Here is a 15,088-nt window from a genome sequence, read left to right on the forward strand (position 1 = left end):
CCGACCCGCCTCCCCGCGGGGCTTTTTTTTGTTTGTATCTGTGCGCTCGTCCATGAACGCGAGGATCAAACGGACGGCCATCCATGGCCGCACTCTTCAACCATGGCGGCCGTGCATCGGATGGTATTTGGCCGTCCACTTGCGCGGCCGTGGGCACCGGCATACGCTCAAGCCGCGCTTGCGACATTCCCCTCTGCACCGCGTGCAGCGTCGCCGGCGCCACAACCCGAAAACCGAAGTACCGTCAGGAGGTCGCCCATGTCGTCCGCTAGCCTGGCTGTTGCTGCTCGTCCCCACCCCGAAGCCGCGCGCGTCGTCGCGCTAAGTGCGGCCATCGCGCTGAACCTCGCCGCGCTGCTGATCCTCACCCGCCCGCTGGCGCCGCAGGTGCTGGCGCTGATGCACAAACTGGCTGCGGTGCCGCAGGTGACCTTCATCGAGCCACCACCGAAGGTGCCACCACCCCCGGCGATCGAACTGAAACCGTTGCCGCATCCGCCGGCCGCACCGGTGCATGTGCAGCCGCGCCCCGACGTCGCGCCGCCGGTGGCGACACCCAGCGTCGAAGGCACGCAGCCGATGCCAACGGTGGCGCCGCCCAGCGCAACGCCCGCGGATACCACCACGCCGGTCGAGGCCACCCTGGCCTACCGTTCGGCGCCGCTGCAGTTCCCCGCGCAGGCGCTGCGCCAGCACCTGCAGGGCACCGTGCTGCTGCGCGTGCTGGTGGACGAGAACGGCGCGCCGGTGCAGGTCGAGGTCGAACACGGCAGCGGCTACGCCGTGCTCGACCGCAGCGCGCGCGAACAGGTGCTGGCGCACTGGCGCTTCCAGCCCGCGATGGTGAACGGCCATGCGGTGCGTGCCTGGGCGCGCGTGCCGGTGAGCTTCGTGCTGCACGATTTGTGACACGACGCGGGCCCGGCGGCACACGCTGTCGACCGGGCCTTTCGCGGCCATCGCCTGTTGCCCGGCACGCCTGCAACCCGCGCGTCGCGAACCGCGCGCGGGGATGCCGCAACGCCACGCGGTCTTACGGCTGTTTAACGACACGCATGCTCCACTTGGCCGCCTTGGCAACGCCGGGTTCCCCATGGGCAAGTACACGCACAGCTTGAAGACCTTGCGCGACATCGCGCTCGAATACGGCCGCGTCGACCTTCCCGACCTGGCCGCGATGGCGCGCGAACTCGGCAGCGTGGTGCATCGGGACGCGTCCGCGCTGTCCGCGCGACTGGCCTCGTTGCGCCGGCGTCGGCGCCAGGGCGGCCGCTGGCTGTTGGCCGAGCGCGGACATCCGGCGCTGCGCGTGCTGGTGATCGCCTGCGCCCCCGGCCAGCGCATGCCGCTACTCGATCATGCCGACCGCTGGGGGCTGGAACTCACCCTGCACGGTGCGCTGGAATGGCAGGCGTACCGGCGCGACCCGCACAACGGCGAACTGGATGCCCAGGCGCGCAACTGGCTGGGCCCGGGCGACGCCAGCTGGTTCGAGCGCGACGCCGGTCTCGCGCACCGCTGCCGCAACCTGTCGCGGCACGACACCGCGTACACGTTGCACGTCTACGGCGGCGAACTGCCGGACCACCGCGCCGGCGAGGCATGCGAGGATGTGTCCGCATGGATCGCGCAGGTGCAACGCGGCACGCTCGCCGGCCAGCTGGCACCCTGACCCTCCCGCTTCGGAGCAACGCATGCATCGACGTGTCGCCATCATCGGCGGCGGCGCCGCGGCCGCCGCGCTGCTCGGCGAGCTGCTGGAACGCCAGCCGCCGCAGACGCTGCACCTGGACTGGTACACCGGCGGCCCCACGCCGGCACGCGGCGTGGCCTATGCCACGCGTTCCGACCGCCACCTGCTGAACGTGCGCGCGGCCTCGATGGGCATGTTCGCCGGCAAGCCGCAGGGCTTCCTCGACTTCGTGCAGCGCGAGGAGCCGTCCGTCGCCGGCACCGACTTCCTGCCGCGCCGGCGCTATGGCGACTACCTCGAGGCCGAGGTGGCGCGCGCGCTGGCACTGGGCAAAGTGCACGGCCACGACGTGCAGATCGTGCCGTTCGCCGCCGACGCCGTGGTGCCCGAGGCCGACGGCGTCACCGTGTTCCGCGGCGAGGAAGGCCGCCGCGTGGACGCCGCGGTGCTGGCGATCGGCGCGCTGCCGCCGCAGCCGCTGGCCGGCGTGGACGCCGGCGCGCTGGCCAGCGGCCGCTACGTGGTCGATCCCTGGCCGTTGCTGGCCGCGCCGCCCGCCGCGGCGCCCGCCCACGTGGCGGTGATCGGCCTGGGCCTCACCGCCGCCGACGTGCTGCTGGAACTGGCCGCGCGCTGGCCTGCCACCCGCTTCACCGCGATCTCGCGCCACGGCCTGCTGCCCGAGCCGCACCTGCGCAGCACCGCGCTGCCCAGCGGCGACAGTGCGGAGCTGATCGAGGCCATGCAGGATGCGCCGGAAGTGCGCCGCTGGCTGCACCTGCTGCGCGAGGCGATCGCGCAGGAAGAAGACTGGCGCAGCGTGATCGACAGCCTGCGCCCGCACACGCCTGCACTGTGGGCCACGCTGCCGCCGGAGCAGCGCCGGCGCTTCCAGCGCCATGCGCGCTGGGCCTGGGAACGTGCGCGCCACCGCATGCCGCCGCCGGTCGCCGAAGGTCTCGCCACGCTGGAGCAGGCGGGCCGCCTGCACCGCCAGCGCGGCCATGTGCATCGTGTCGAGCCGGACGGCGGCGGCCTGCGCCTCGAACTGCGCCCGCACGGCGGCGGCGCGCACGAGTTGCTGCACGCGGACCTGGTGGTGCAGTCGGTGGGGATGGATTTCGACGTGGCGCGCACGCCACATCCGCTGATGCGCCAACTGGTGGTGAACCGGCACGTGCTGCCCGACCCGCTGGGGCTGGGCTGCCAGGCCACGCCGCAGGGCCGGCTGCTGCACGAGGGCGGCGCCTGGTCGCGGCTGTTCGCCATCGGCAGCCTGTTGCGCGGTACGCTGTGGGAGTCCACCGCGATGCCGGAAATCCGCCAGCAGGCGCGCGCCGTGGCCGACCAGTTGCTGGCGGAGTAAGCCGGGCCCCCGATACGCATGACCCTCAGCCTGATCGGCGCCGTCGTCCTGCTGCTGCACGCGCTCGGCATCCTCGCCGCCGCGCACGCGCTGATGCACACCCGCACGCCGCAGGGCACGATCGCCTGGGTGCTCGGCCTGCTGCTGCTGCCCGAGCTCACCCTGGTGCCCTACCTGTTCCTGGGTGCGAGCCGTTTCCACGGCTACCTGCACACCCACCACAGCGCCGCGCCGCGCGCCCGGCCCGTACCGGCGGACGACGGCACGGGCCGCTACGCCGCGATGGTGGCGATGCAGGGGCAGCCGTTCCGCGAAGGCCACCGGCTGCGCCTGCTGATCGACGGCGACGCCACCTTCGACGCCATCCTCGGCGCGATCGCCGAGGCGCGCCACACCGTGCTGGTGCAGTTCTTCGTATTCCACGACGACGGCCTGGGCCGGCGCATGCAACAGGCACTACTGGAGCGCGCCTCCGCCGGCGTGCATGTGTGCGTGCTGTACGACGGCGTGGGCAGCCACGACTTGCCGCGCCGCTACGTGGAAACGCTGCGCGCGGGCGGCGTGGCGATCCATCCGTTCGCCACCCACCGCTGGCGCAACCGCTTCCAGCTCAACTTCCGCAACCACCGCAAGATCGTGGTGGTGGATGGCGTGCGTGCCTACATCGGCGGCCTCAACGTGGGCGACGAATACCTGGGCCTGAAACCGCCGCTGGCACCGTGGCGCGACACCCACCTGGAAATCCGCGGCCCCGCGGTGGCCGACCTGCAACAGCTGTTCGCCGACGACTGGCTGTGGATCACCGGCGCGCCGCCGCCGCTGCATCCGGCGCCGCCTGCCGACGGCGACGCCCGCGTGCTGGTGGTGGCGAGCGGCCCGGCCGACCCGCAGGAAACCGGCTCGCTGTTCTTCGCCGCCGCGATCAACGCGGCCCGCCGGCGGCTCTGGCTCACCACGCCCTACTTCGTGCCCGACAGCGCGGTGCGCGCCGCGTTGCGCTTGGCCGTGTTGCGCGGCGTGGACGTGCGCGTGCTGATCCCGGCGCGGCCCGACCACCGCACCGTGTTCCTCGCCTCCACCCTGCACGCCCACCACGCGCTGCGCGGCGGCGTGCGCGTGTTCCGCTACCAGCCCGGCTTCCTGCACCAGAAGGTGTTGCTGGTCGACGACGACTGCGCCGCGGTGGGCAGCATCAACCTCGACAGCCGCTCGTTCCGGCTCAACTTCGAAGCCAGCGCGCTGGTGCTGGACCGCGATTTCGCTGGACAGGTCGAGGCCATGCTCGAAGCCGACTTCGCCAAGGCCCGCGCCGTGGAGGCCGGCGAATATCTCGACGCCCCCTACCTGCGCCGGGTGGCGATGCACGTGGCGCGGCTGTTCGATCCGTTGTTGTAGGAGCGCACCCTGTGCGCGATGGCTTTTCGCTCTGACCGAAGCACCAGAGCGTTCGCGCACAGGGTGCGTCCTACACAGCGCGCATCTCAGCGCCCGCGCCAGTGCCCGCCGCAGACCGCCCAGGCCACGAACACGCCGGCCGCGGCGCCGATCAATTCGCACAGCACGCGGGTGCCGATGCCGTCGGGGTCGTGCACTTCGGCCAGCTTGGCGCTGAGCAGCTGCAGCGACTGCAGCCGCCCGTAGTTGAAATAGAACAGGTTCCACGCGTCGACGCGGGCGCTGAGCACCAGCGCGGCGAAATACGCCCAGCCGACCCGGCGCGCATCGCTCCAGCCGTTGCGGCGCCCAAGCCAATGGAACACGAGGTACAGCACGAAACCGGCCACGAGGCTGATCGCACCGGCCTCCACGCCACCGATCCAGCCATAACCCATCCACGCTTGGTCGTAGTTCATCGCGCCCTGTTCCGCTCTCATCAACCTGCATTATGCCTGCGCGCTAGACTTCTGCCTTCCCGCCGCGCGCAGGCTCGCCATGCCTTCCGTCATCAGTGAACGCACCGCCCTGATCGTGGTCGACCTGCAGCCGGATTTCATGCCCGGCGGCGCGCTGGCCTGCCACGAAGGCGATGCCATCGTGCCCGGCATCGACCGTCTGCTGCGCACGCGCCGTTTCCGCCACGTGGTGGCGACCCAGGACTGGCACCCGGCGGGGCATGCCTCGTTCGCCAGCGCGCACCCCGGCACCCGGCCGTTCCAGCAGATCGCGCTGCACGGCCAGCCGCAAACGCTGTGGCCGGACCACTGCGTGCAGGACACGCCGGGCGCGGCGCTGCATCCCGACGTCGACTGGTCGGCGGCGGACCTGATCCTGCGCAAGGGCAGCGACCCGCAGGTGGATTCCTACAGCGCCTTCCGCGAGAACCACGGCCCGCACGGCACGCGCCCCGCCACCGGCCTCGCCGGCTGGCTGCGTGAGCGTGGCGTGGAGGAGGTGCTGGTGTGCGGCCTGGCGCGCGACGTCTGCGTGCTGTGGACCGCGCAGGACGCGGTGGCGGCGGGTTTCAAGGCGGGCTTGCTGTGGCATCTCTCCCGTCCGGTGACGCCGGCCGGCGACGAAGCCACCCGCGCCACGCTGGCGGCGCAGGGCATCGCGCTGGTCGATCCCGGCGCCTGAGCGGCGTCAGCTCTCATCCTCGCGCGCCGCCTGCACCCGCGGCACGCCATCCGCGTCGAACGCCACCGCCAGCGCCATGGGGCGGCAGCACACGGCGCAGTCCTCGATGTAGCACTGGTCGTCCACCGAATCGTCCAGCAGCAATTCGACGACTTCGCCGCAGTACGGGCAATCGATGCGATACGGCACGGTCATGGCAGGCTCCGGCAATCGCGACACGTGCAATCTGGCACACCCCGCGTCGACGCCGCGCGTACACTGTCCGCCCGCTTCCCCTACGAAACCGGACCACGACAATGGCCGAACGCGAATTCCCGGACTACACCGTGCGCTCGGGTGCCAGCCTCGAAGGCTCGCGCTACACCGCCTGGCTGGCGGTGGTACCGCACGGCCACGGCTTCCCGGCCTACTACGCGATCTGCGAGAACCGCAGCTTCCGCCAGCAGGACGTGGCCGAACGCGCTGCCGCCGACGCGTTGGCCGCGGTGCTGGCGCTGGAGGAGGACGGCACGCCGGTGTTCCCCGAGAACTACACCGGCTTCAAGGACGAATTGCCCGCCACCGAGTAAACCTGCGCCCAGCCCTGCGGCGCGAGGATGTCGAAGCCGTGTTCGCGCCGCGTGCGCCGAGTGAGTTTCAGGAGCTCACGGTCACGACTGAGCAGCCATTGCGCGCCGCTCGCTTGCGCCAGTTCGAGAAACCGCTGGTCGTCGGGATCGGCGCAGCGCGGCAGTTTCGGCATCGCCGGAACGACGAGCCGTTCCGCTGTCGGCAGCAGGCACACCGACTCGTCGAACGCGGCAACGGCCGCCGCGCGCCGCGCCGCATCCAGCGCCAGTTGCGGATAGCCCAGCACGCGCAGCCATTCGTCGCGGCAAGCCGCATCGGTCATCGCCTGCACCGCGCCCGCGCGCAGCACTTCGCGCAAGGTCGCGCACGAGGCGTCGCCGAACACGAACAGGTCGAGGCAGACGTTGGTGTCCAGCACCAGGCGCGGCAGCGTCGCCATCAGGCCGCGACCAGCGCGTCCAGTTGCGCCAGTGCGGCGGGGATCTCCGCCGCCTCCGCCACCGCGCGCATGCGCGACGCATCCTGCGCGCCGAGGCCGTGCTCCAGCTCGTGCGTCCAGGTCACGTGGTAGGGCATGTGCACGCCCCAGCCGCCGAGGCGCAGCACCGGCTCGATGTCCGAACGCAGCGAGTTGCCCACCATCGCGAACTCGTGCGCGGCGATGCCGAACTCGGCCAGCAGGCGCTGATACGTGCGCGTGTCCTTCTCCGAGACGATCTCGATGCGGCGGAACAGTTCGGCCAGCCCCGACTCGGCCACCTTCTTCTCCTGGTGGAACAGGTCGCCCTTGGTGATCAGCACCACCGCGTGCCGCGCGGCCACCGCCGCCACCGCCTCGCGGATGCCGGGCAGCAGTTCCACCGGGTGCTGCAGCACGCGCTTGCCGATCGCCACGATGCGGTGGATGTCCCGCGCGCCGATGCGCCCCTCGCTGAGCGCGATCGCGGTCTCCACCATCGACAGCGTCATGCCCTTGGCGCCGTAGCCGAACAGCGCGAGGTTGCCGCGCTCGGTGGCCAGCATGCGCGCGTGCACCGCGGCGTCGGCAAGGTCGGCATAAGCACCGACGATGGCGGCGAACTCGGCGTTGGCGTCGCGGTAATAGTCCTCGCTGCGCCACAGCGTGTCGTCGCCGTCGAAACCGACCATCTTCAGCATGGGCACCTCGCAGCATTCGCGTCGCGGACAGGAGCGGCATTGTCCGCCAACGGGCGTACTGCCGCGACATCGCCGTAACGCATTGCATGGCATATGCTCGGACGCTGCGCCACTCACCGAGAGAACACCATGCGCGTCCACCTGTTGCTGCTATCGCTGGCCCTCGCCGCCTGCGCCGCCACGCCGGCCGCCAACAGCACCCAGGCGACAACGCCGCACCGGGCGGCGACCGGCGCGACATTGAAGACCGCCACGCCGGATGCCGCGTTGCTCGGTGGCTACCACTGGCATCTGACGCAAGCCACCGATCGCTACGGCCAACGCATCGACGCGCTGTTTGTGCGTCCGGACAAGCCGCTGGAACTCGAATTCGGCAGCGACCGGCTCAGCGTGCGCAACAGCTGCAATGGCATGGGCGGCAGCTATCGCATCGAGAACGGGCAACTCGTGGTCGGCCCGATGATGCACACCATGATGGCCTGCACCAATTTCGCGCTGAATCGGCTGGACAGCCTGATCGGCGTACGCCTGAGCGTCAGGCCCACGATCACCGTCACGCGCAGCGGCGACAACCCTCTGCTGCGATTGCACACCACCGCCGGCGACACCCTCGTTTTCACCGGCATCCCCACGCCCGCGACCCGCTACGGTGGCCCCGGCGTCACCGAGTTCCTGGAAGTGGCGCCGCAAGCCGTGCCGTGCAACCACCCGCTGATGCCGGGCGCGCAATGCCTGGACGTGCGCGAGCTGCACTACGGCGCGAACGGCCTCAAGACCGGCACGCCGGGCAACTGGCATCTGCTGCTGCAGGGGATCGAGGGCTACACGCACCAGCCCGGCGTGCGCAACGTGCTGCGCGTGCAGCGCTACACGGTGAAGCATCCGCCCGCGGACACCTCGCCGGACGCCTACGTGCTGGACATGGTGGTCGAGTCGGAACTCGTCCGGCACTGACGCCGCGGCGGGAAGCCGGGGGCGGCGATCAGGCGCCCACGCGCCGGCGCACCGCGTCGAAATCGCGCAGCGGCCGCACCTCGATGCAGCCGGTCTGCGCCCATGGCAGTTCGGCGGCCATGCGCACCGCCTCTTCCACGCTGTCCGCCTCGACCAGGTTGAAGCCGGCGAGGTATTCCTTGGTCTCCGCGAACGGGCCATCCAGCACCACGGTCCGGCCCAGCCGGGTGCGCACCGACTTCGCGGTGGCCGGCGCCTCCAGCTGCTGCGCGTCGAGCAGCCGCCCTTCGGCGCGCAACTCGTCCGCGTGGGTGATGCAGGCGTGCATGCGCGTGTCGAATTCGCCCGGCGGCAAGGCGTCCAGCAGGGCGTCGTCGCTGTAGACCATCAGCAGGAACTTCATGGTGCTCTCCGTGATCCGGGCGGCTTGTCCATCCGTCCGTCGAAGACGGCGACATCGGCCGCGTTTGCGTGGGCTGCCTCGGAAGCAGGCTAGGTGCGATGCCCCAAGATGATGGCATAAGCCAGGTACAGCGCCGTGGCAACCAGCGGCATCGCATACCACCCATACGACGCTGCACTGCCGCCGTGTCGATGCAGGTACACCACGATGGCCGCACTCAGCACGCACAGCGCCGGCAACAGATAGATCGACAGGTTCAGGATGCCGAGCTGGAGCTTGCCCAACTGGCTGCCGTTCGCGACGCCGGCCGCGGAGAAAACGACGAGCATGAACAGGAAGTACGCCAACAGCAGCTGTGCAATCGTGCCAAACAATGTCCATCCGAATGACATGCCTGCCTTCCTCCACGTCTCCGGGCGCTCCGGATGGTCATTCAAGTATGCCCTGAACCCCGACATGCGCCACCGTCGGCTCGCACGACCATCCTGCCCCGCTATGCTCACGCCCGACCCTGCCCGGAGGATGTCCATGCGCCAGCTGTCGACCCGTCGCGTCATCACGTCCGTCGTCGTCCTGCTGTCCGGACTCGCCCTGGCGCCGGCCAGCGCGGCGAATGCGCAACAGCTGCAGCGACGCTGCGGCTGGTTCGAGAATCCCACGCCGGGCAACGCCAGCCTGACCGATCGCGACGGCACCTGGATCATCGCCACGCAAGGCGGCCATCAGGCGAAGGGCGACTGGCCCGAGTTCAGCGATGCGCAATGGGTCGAAACCAACAGCGGCCACCACGGCTACGGTTGCGCCTGCCTGTCCATGCAGGCCGATCCGGGCGCCCGCAGTGTGCATTCGATCCGCAAGGCCACGGCGCAGCCACTGACCGTCTGCCGGCGCGACAAGTCGCTGCACGAGCCCGCGCATGATCCGGACATCGCGAACTGAGTCATCGGACATCCACAACGTCGGAGCGAGCCGGCTGCGCGCCGCCCTCACTATGGTTTGATGGAAGCCTCTGCCGGATGCGCCAGCGCGTAGTCGATCGCCGCGCGAATCGCGGCGGCCTGCGCGTCGTTGCACTGCGCGGGCGTGGCGCGCGGGCTGTCGGGATAGACCTCGGTGGTGGTGCGGTAAGGCGCATCGGTGATGCCGGCGCACAAGCCGAGCTTGCGGCAGGCGTACTCGATCACGCCATGCGCCACCACCGGCGAGCCGATGATGGTGCCGTCGGGATCGGCCGGCGCGATGTGGGTGACCTTGGCCACCGCCGCGATCACCGCCTGCTGGAACGCGGGCTCCGGCCGCGCGCTGTCCGCGCACAGGTAGAAGCCGTCGGGGATGGTGCCCGGCTCGGAGGTCTTGCCGTCGCGCGCCGCCAGCGCGGGGCGGAACTCGCTCTCGTCGCTGTCGGTGGTCTCGTGCAGGTCGATGTGCATGCGTGCCGCGTGGCGCAGCGGCGCCAGCAACTGCCACAGCGCCGCCGACTCCTGCGCGGGGCTGTGCTCGCGGAAATTGCGGTTGGGATCGAGCGCATCCGGGTTCCAGCGATGGATGCGCTCGTAGCCCCAGGGACTCACGCAGGGCACACACAGCAGGTTGATGCGACCCGCGTAGTGCGCGGCATCGCGCTCGAGGAACTGCAGCGCGCCGTGCACGCCGCTGGTTTCGTAGCCGTGCACGCCACCGGTCACCAGCATCACGGGCAGCGCATCGCTCCAGCCGCGGCTGCGCACCGCATAGAGCGGATAGCTCTCCGGCGCATAGTCCAGCCGGCCGTATTCGCTAACGTCGAAATGCGCGCGCAGCGCCTCGATGCGCCCCTGCACCTCGTCCGCGTAGCTGCGCTGGCGCGTCTGCCGCGCACGCCATTGGGCGACCTCGGTCGGGCCCCACGGGGTGCCGGGAGTGCCGATGGGGTAGAAGGCGCTGCTGGTCATGGATGGGGCTCCACGCGGGGGACGGGCCGGTCACTTTAGCACCGGCCCCGCTTCGCCCGATGCCGGCGCGGGTCGTCCCGCGCCGGCATCGGGCGCCCCGCCGTTCTCCCGCTCCCCTTCGGAGAACGGGCCGGGGCAGAAGCCGCCTCAGACTCGACCCGGGAGTACCTGGCGTCGAGAGAAACAACCAGAAACCGTTTTGAATCCACGTGTGCCCACTTCGCGCGGGCGCAGCGAGGAACCAATGTACCGGGGAGCGGCTGCACTCCCCGGTACGGGCCAAGCGACTAATCGTCGAAGCCGTAGTCGCTCCGCACGATCGCGATGCCATTGGTGGCAGCACCATTCAAGGTGACGCTGCTCTTCAGGTTGAAGTCGCCGTCGCCATCCACATTGAAAATGGACACGTGCGATACCGCGCCGTTGGCATCGACCACTGCCGCAAGGCCGTCGCCATAAGCGATGTCCGTCGGGGCGCCGTCGAAGGTCGCCACGACCGCCGCGTCCTGGATGATCTTCTTGCCGTAGACCGCATAGCGGGAAACGGAGTGGCTGGGCGAATTGGCCGTGAAGAGGAACGGCCCGTCGAGGGCCGCCCAGCATGGCGCCATTTGCGTGCCGGAACCGGTGACCGTCAGCACGGCATTGTTGCGCACGAGGCTGATCTCGTTGGCGTGCGCGATGGTCACGTAGGCATCGTCGCCGCGCGTGGCCAAGCCGAACGGCGCGTTGACGTTCGCCGGGATGTTGGCCACCACCTGGGGCGAGCCCGATATGGCGCCCCGGTAGTCCAGGTTGACCGTCTCGATGGCATTGCTTTTTTCGGAGATGACCAGTTGTCCGTCCAGGACGCCCACCTGGGCCGCGGAGCCGTCGGCAATGGCGAGCCTGGTTTTGCCATCGGGGGTGGCGCTTATGCCGTACGGGCCGATCGGATGCGACTCGATGTAGGTCGTGGTCAGAATGTAGAGATGATGCCGGCCGAAGGCGACGCTCACCGGATTGTTCAGGGCGGGAACGATCTTCTCCAACTGCAGCGGAACCCTGCCGCCGCCCTTCCTGAAGACCGAAACATTGCCGGATCCGAAATTGACGACGGCCAGAAGGCCGCGATCCTGGGCAATGCCGCCCGCATTGCCGGTGACGCCGCCGGCGCCGCCGGTCCGGGACTGTTCGACCAGGGCGCCCTCGGTGGTGTAGACGAGCAGCTCGTTGTTGAACGTGTTCGTGGAGGTGACGACGAAGTCTCCGTCGTTCCAGTGGAAACCCGCCTGTGCATGGGCGGCGCCAGTTACCGCCAGCGCGAGCAGCGCTGCTCCGTAGACTGTCTTTTTCATGGTTCTTCCTCGGGTGAGCATGGGTGACGGCGGCAACAGGGGTTGTCGCGGCGAGGTGCTGCCAGCGGCCGTGCGCATCGGCCCATGCTTACTTCGAGGAGAAGCCCCCTGGGGTTACGTCGGCTGCAGCCATGGCAAACGGCCGGATCCAACCCGCCGACGTCACCGGCAGGATATGTCGGGGTTTCTGGAACGGCGCCCGCCTGCGCGGCGCGCGACACGGCCATCCCGTGCCGTACCTGGCGACCTGAAGCAAGAAGGCTGCCGCACGGCGCACGGCGGGGCTGACCTGCCCATGCCGCCGCGGCGCTCCATCACGCCGCGGCGATCAGGCGCCGCAGCAGCGCCAGGCCCTGCGGCCACTCGCCCAAGCCGCTGGCGGCGTTGATGTGGCCGGCATCGCCGATGTCGATCAGTTCGCTGCCCCACGCGGCGGCGCAGGCTTGCGACCAGGCGATGTCGGCATACGGGTCGTTGCGGCTCGCCACCACGATGCTGCGGAACGGCAGCGGCTGCCGCGTGATGGCGAAGCCCTCGGCCTCGGCGGGGAAGGCCGGCCCCGCGGGATCGGGCACGGCCACCAGCAGCGCCGCCTTGATGCGCCGCTTCGTGCCGGCGGCCCAGTGTGCCGTCAGCAGGCTGCCCAGGCTGTGCGCCACCAGCACGGTGTCGGCGCCGGATTCGGCCACGGCCCGTTCAAGCGTGATGGCCCACTCGGCGCACACCGGGCGATTCCAGTCGCGCTGGATCACCCGGCGGAAGGCGGGGTGGCGCGCCTCCCACAGGCTTTGCCAGTGCTGCGGTCCGGAATCGCCGATGCCGGGCAGGACGAGCACCGGCGTGCCCGTCGCAGCCGCGTCGTCCCTCATCGCCGCGACGCGCCTACTTGGCGGTGCCGCTCGGCAGCGGTTCGAGATTGAAGTTGAGCGTGGTGACCTTCGCGTCCAGGCCGCGCACCACGTCGTTGCTGAGGTCGTTGGTGGTGTTGCCGCCCAGCACCGCGTCGCGGTTCAGCAGCAGGCCGCAGTGGTGGCTGTTGTACGAACTCTCGACGATGGGCTGCGCCTGCTGGCCGATCTGCTGCATCACCTTGCCGCGGGTCAGCTGGATGCGCTGGTCGAGCTCGTTCACCTGGCCCTGGAAGGTCTGCATGCGCTGCTGCAGCGCCTGGCCCTGCTGCTGGCGCTGCGCCTCGGTGAGCGTGGACGACTTCTGCTGGAAGGCCTGGATCTCGGCATCCAGCGGCTTGCGCTGGTTTTCCAGCAGCGACTGCTGCTGCGTCGCCAGCTGCTTCAGCCGCTCGCTAGCCGCCTGCCCCACCTTCGACTGTGCGAACACCGCCTCGCGCGACAGCATGCACACGCCCGGCACCGGATTGCCGCCCAGCGGATTGCTGGCGGGTGCGGCGGCGGTCTGCGCCGACGACGTCACGGGAGCGAAAGCCAGGCCAGCAGCAGCGGCCAGTGCAGCGACAAGCAGGGAGCGGTGCATGTTCATGGGGATATCCGGTGGCGGGGTTCGAGGGGTCCACGAGCCAGGATGGCCCACGGCATCGCGCCATCCTACTAGCGGCAAGCTGTCTGCTGAATGGCTGGCGGAGCGAGGCGTGGGTTCTACCCCGGCGATGCGGGCTTGCCTCCCGCACGGAACAAACAGGCTCGACCTCGGTTCCGGGGATGGCTGCGTTTCCTGGTTCCTCCGTCGCGCGGGTCGGTTCCCGGGTTCCTATCGCCGTCACGGTGTGCCTTAATCCCTCCGTCCCCTGTTGCCCGAGCGGAACGGATCATGGTCCTGCGCTGGATCGCCTGCCTGTTGCTGCTGCTGAGCGCCGATGCCTGGGCCGGCGGCCCCGTCGCCACGGTGCGTGTCGCGTTCGACCGCGACGGCATCACCGCGATCCGCGTACACGGCTATGCCGACCTGGCCACCGGCCGCAAGGTCACCGACGACGACCCGGTGCGCATCGCCTCGATCTCCAAGCTGGTCACCACGCTGGGCGTCATGCGGCTGGTAGAGGCGGGCAGGCTCGATCTGGATGCGGACGCGTCCACCCTGCTCGGCTGGCGGCTGCGCAACCCGGCCTTCCCGCAGGTGCCGATCACCTTGCGCCTGCTGCTGTCGCACCGCTCCAGCCTCACCGACGACGCCGGCTACTGGCAAACGCCGCTGGGCGGCGAACTGCGCGACATCCTCAAGGACCCGCGCGCCTGGGACACGAAGCACGCGCCGGGCACTTACTTCCATTACACCAACCTCAACTTTCCGCTGGTGGCACAGATCATGGAGCGCGCCACCGGCGAGCGCTTCGACCGGCTGATGGCGCGCCTGGTGCTGCGCCCGCTGGGCATAGCCGCCTGCTTCAACTGGGCGCTGTGCAGCGACGCCAGCGCCGCCCGCGCGGTGGTGCTGTACGACGCCGGCGGCAAGCCGGTGAAGGACGACAACCACGGCCGCAAGCCCGCCTGCGCGGTGACGCCGGCCAGCGACGGCAGCTGCGACCTGTCGCGCTGGCGCGACGGCGAAAACGGCGCGCTGTTCTCGCCGCAGGGCGGCCTACGGATTTCCGCCAAGGGGCTGGCGCGCATCGGCGAACTGCTGCTCGGCGACGGCCGCATCGACGGCAAGCGCCTGCTCAAGCCCGGCTCCATCCGGGCGATGATCACGCCCGAGTGGCAATACCGCCCCGGCGACGGCCTGACGTACGAGGAAGATGGCGGCGACGTCGATCAAGGCTTCTTCTGCCGCTACGGCCTCGCCGTGCAGACGCTCGCCACGCCGGTCAAAGGCTGCCGCGACGACCCGTTCGGCGACGGCGTGGCGCGCGTAGGCCATTCCGGTTCCGCCTACGGCTTGCAGGCCGGGCTGTGGGTGGATCGCAAGCGCGGCACCGGCGTGGTCTGGTTCGCCACCGGCATGCCGGACGATCGGCTGGGCGGCAAATCGGCATTCAGTGGCGTGGAAGAAGGGTTGGCGCATTAGGGAAACTCTGATTTTGCCCCGTGGTCGAAGCTCGACCTGAGGACGGATGTTACGCGATGACGCCGAAGCAGATGAGCCTGTCGATGGAGCACGACGCCGGTTTCGAACGGCACCGCAAGGCGA

The 15,088-nt window shown here is 70.0% G+C and carries 19 protein-coding genes; 9 read left to right on the forward strand and 10 right to left on the reverse strand.

The genetic code is table 11. The features are described 5' to 3' along the window. The first annotated feature begins 258 nt into the window (after positions 1-258). The 4 genes from B0E52_RS00265 to cls all read left to right on the forward strand — a co-directional run bounded on the left by B0E52_RS00265 (position 259) and on the right by cls (position 4,454). Positions 259-909 carry a TonB family protein gene (locus tag B0E52_RS00265; RefSeq protein WP_077480582.1) on the forward strand — a complete coding sequence of 217 codons (651 nt, stop codon included), beginning with the start codon at positions 259-261 and terminating at the stop codon, positions 907-909. A 184-nt stretch (positions 910-1,093) separates the two neighbouring features. Then, complete coding sequence (locus B0E52_RS00270; protein ID WP_077480584.1) at positions 1,094-1,672, forward strand: cysteine dioxygenase; 579 nt, start codon at positions 1,094-1,096, stop codon at positions 1,670-1,672. Between the two features lie 22 nt (positions 1,673-1,694). Next, on the forward strand, positions 1,695-3,059 hold the full coding sequence (locus B0E52_RS00275; RefSeq protein WP_077480586.1) for an FAD/NAD(P)-binding protein: 1,365 nt from the start codon (positions 1,695-1,697) through the stop codon (positions 3,057-3,059). A gap of 18 nt (positions 3,060-3,077) precedes the next feature. Next, positions 3,078-4,454, forward strand: a complete 1,377-nt coding sequence (cls, locus tag B0E52_RS00280; RefSeq protein WP_077480588.1) for a cardiolipin synthase — start codon at positions 3,078-3,080, stop codon at positions 4,452-4,454. Between the two features lie 86 nt (positions 4,455-4,540). Here cls and B0E52_RS00285 read toward each other — a convergent pair whose 3' ends face one another. Then, positions 4,541-4,912 carry a hypothetical protein gene (locus B0E52_RS00285; protein WP_077480590.1) on the reverse strand — a complete coding sequence of 124 codons (372 nt, stop codon included), beginning with the start codon at positions 4,910-4,912 and terminating at the stop codon, positions 4,541-4,543. 79 nt (positions 4,913-4,991) lie between these two features. Here B0E52_RS00285 and pncA point away from each other — a divergent pair, with 79 nt between their 5' ends. Then, positions 4,992-5,633, forward strand: coding sequence for a bifunctional nicotinamidase/pyrazinamidase (gene pncA / locus B0E52_RS00290; protein WP_077480592.1), 642 nt, complete (start codon positions 4,992-4,994; stop codon positions 5,631-5,633). A gap of 6 nt (positions 5,634-5,639) precedes the next feature. On the opposite strand, the gene B0E52_RS00295 is transcribed toward pncA, so the two are convergent. Then, positions 5,640-5,828 carry a CPXCG motif-containing cysteine-rich protein gene (locus B0E52_RS00295; RefSeq protein ID WP_077480594.1) on the reverse strand — a complete coding sequence of 63 codons (189 nt, stop codon included), beginning with the start codon at positions 5,826-5,828 and terminating at the stop codon, positions 5,640-5,642. A 101-nt stretch (positions 5,829-5,929) separates the two neighbouring features. Here B0E52_RS00295 and B0E52_RS00300 point away from each other — a divergent pair, with 101 nt between their 5' ends. Next, positions 5,930-6,202 (forward strand): hypothetical protein, encoded by a 273-nt coding sequence (locus B0E52_RS00300; RefSeq protein WP_077480596.1) that lies wholly within the window; start codon positions 5,930-5,932, stop codon positions 6,200-6,202. On the opposite strand, the gene B0E52_RS00305 is transcribed toward B0E52_RS00300, so the two are convergent. Together B0E52_RS00305 and B0E52_RS00310 are read right to left on the reverse strand one after the other, a co-directional pair. Next, complete coding sequence (locus tag B0E52_RS00305) at positions 6,163-6,642, reverse strand: putative toxin-antitoxin system toxin component, PIN family (protein ID WP_077480598.1); 480 nt, start codon at positions 6,640-6,642, stop codon at positions 6,163-6,165. The two genes, B0E52_RS00300 and B0E52_RS00305, sit on opposite strands and share 40 nt — an antisense overlap. Next, complete coding sequence (locus tag B0E52_RS00310) at positions 6,642-7,361, reverse strand: HAD family hydrolase (protein WP_077480600.1); 720 nt, start codon at positions 7,359-7,361, stop codon at positions 6,642-6,644. The genes B0E52_RS00305 and B0E52_RS00310 overlap by 1 nt, the downstream gene beginning before the upstream one ends. A gap of 129 nt (positions 7,362-7,490) precedes the next feature. On the opposite strand from B0E52_RS00310, the gene B0E52_RS00315 reads away from it, so the two are divergent. After that, complete coding sequence (locus B0E52_RS00315; RefSeq protein ID WP_077480602.1) at positions 7,491-8,315, forward strand: META and DUF4377 domain-containing protein; 825 nt, start codon at positions 7,491-7,493, stop codon at positions 8,313-8,315. A gap of 28 nt (positions 8,316-8,343) precedes the next feature. Here the strand turns inward: B0E52_RS00315 and B0E52_RS00320 are convergent, their stop codons facing one another. Further along, the gene (locus B0E52_RS00320; protein WP_077480604.1) at positions 8,344-8,718 is read right to left on the reverse strand and encodes a YciI family protein; all 375 of its coding nucleotides are present in this window, start codon (positions 8,716-8,718) and stop codon (positions 8,344-8,346) included. 89 nt (positions 8,719-8,807) lie between these two features. Further along, complete coding sequence (locus B0E52_RS00325; protein ID WP_139351532.1) at positions 8,808-9,110, reverse strand: hypothetical protein; 303 nt, start codon at positions 9,108-9,110, stop codon at positions 8,808-8,810. A 136-nt stretch (positions 9,111-9,246) separates the two neighbouring features. Here B0E52_RS00325 and B0E52_RS00330 point away from each other — a divergent pair, with 136 nt between their 5' ends. Next, a complete protein-coding gene (locus B0E52_RS00330) occupies positions 9,247-9,657 on the forward strand; it encodes a DUF4087 domain-containing protein (RefSeq protein WP_077480618.1) in 411 nt (136 codons plus the stop codon). A 50-nt stretch (positions 9,658-9,707) separates the two neighbouring features. Here the strand turns inward: B0E52_RS00330 and B0E52_RS00335 are convergent, their stop codons facing one another. From B0E52_RS00335 to B0E52_RS00350, 4 genes are all read right to left on the reverse strand, one after another. Then, positions 9,708-10,649, reverse strand: a complete 942-nt coding sequence (locus tag B0E52_RS00335; protein ID WP_077480608.1) for a M14 family metallocarboxypeptidase — start codon at positions 10,647-10,649, stop codon at positions 9,708-9,710. Positions 10,650-10,936: 287 nt separating this feature from the next. Next, the gene (locus B0E52_RS00340; protein ID WP_077480610.1) at positions 10,937-11,986 is read right to left on the reverse strand and encodes a hypothetical protein; all 1,050 of its coding nucleotides are present in this window, start codon (positions 11,984-11,986) and stop codon (positions 10,937-10,939) included. A 314-nt stretch (positions 11,987-12,300) separates the two neighbouring features. Next, positions 12,301-12,855 (reverse strand): alpha/beta hydrolase, encoded by a 555-nt coding sequence (locus B0E52_RS00345; RefSeq protein ID WP_077480612.1) that lies wholly within the window; start codon positions 12,853-12,855, stop codon positions 12,301-12,303. A gap of 13 nt (positions 12,856-12,868) precedes the next feature. Next, a complete protein-coding gene (locus B0E52_RS00350) occupies positions 12,869-13,483 on the reverse strand; it encodes an OmpH family outer membrane protein (protein WP_077480614.1) in 615 nt (204 codons plus the stop codon). A gap of 288 nt (positions 13,484-13,771) precedes the next feature. On the opposite strand from B0E52_RS00350, the gene B0E52_RS00355 reads away from it, so the two are divergent. Continuing rightward, a complete protein-coding gene (locus tag B0E52_RS00355) occupies positions 13,772-14,965 on the forward strand; it encodes a serine hydrolase domain-containing protein (protein ID WP_077480616.1) in 1,194 nt (397 codons plus the stop codon). The last annotated feature ends 123 nt before the right edge of the window (positions 14,966-15,088 follow it).

The organism is Rhodanobacter sp. C06 (genome assembly GCF_002001105.1).
Classification (GTDB): Bacteria; Pseudomonadota; Gammaproteobacteria; order Xanthomonadales; family Rhodanobacteraceae; genus Rhodanobacter_A.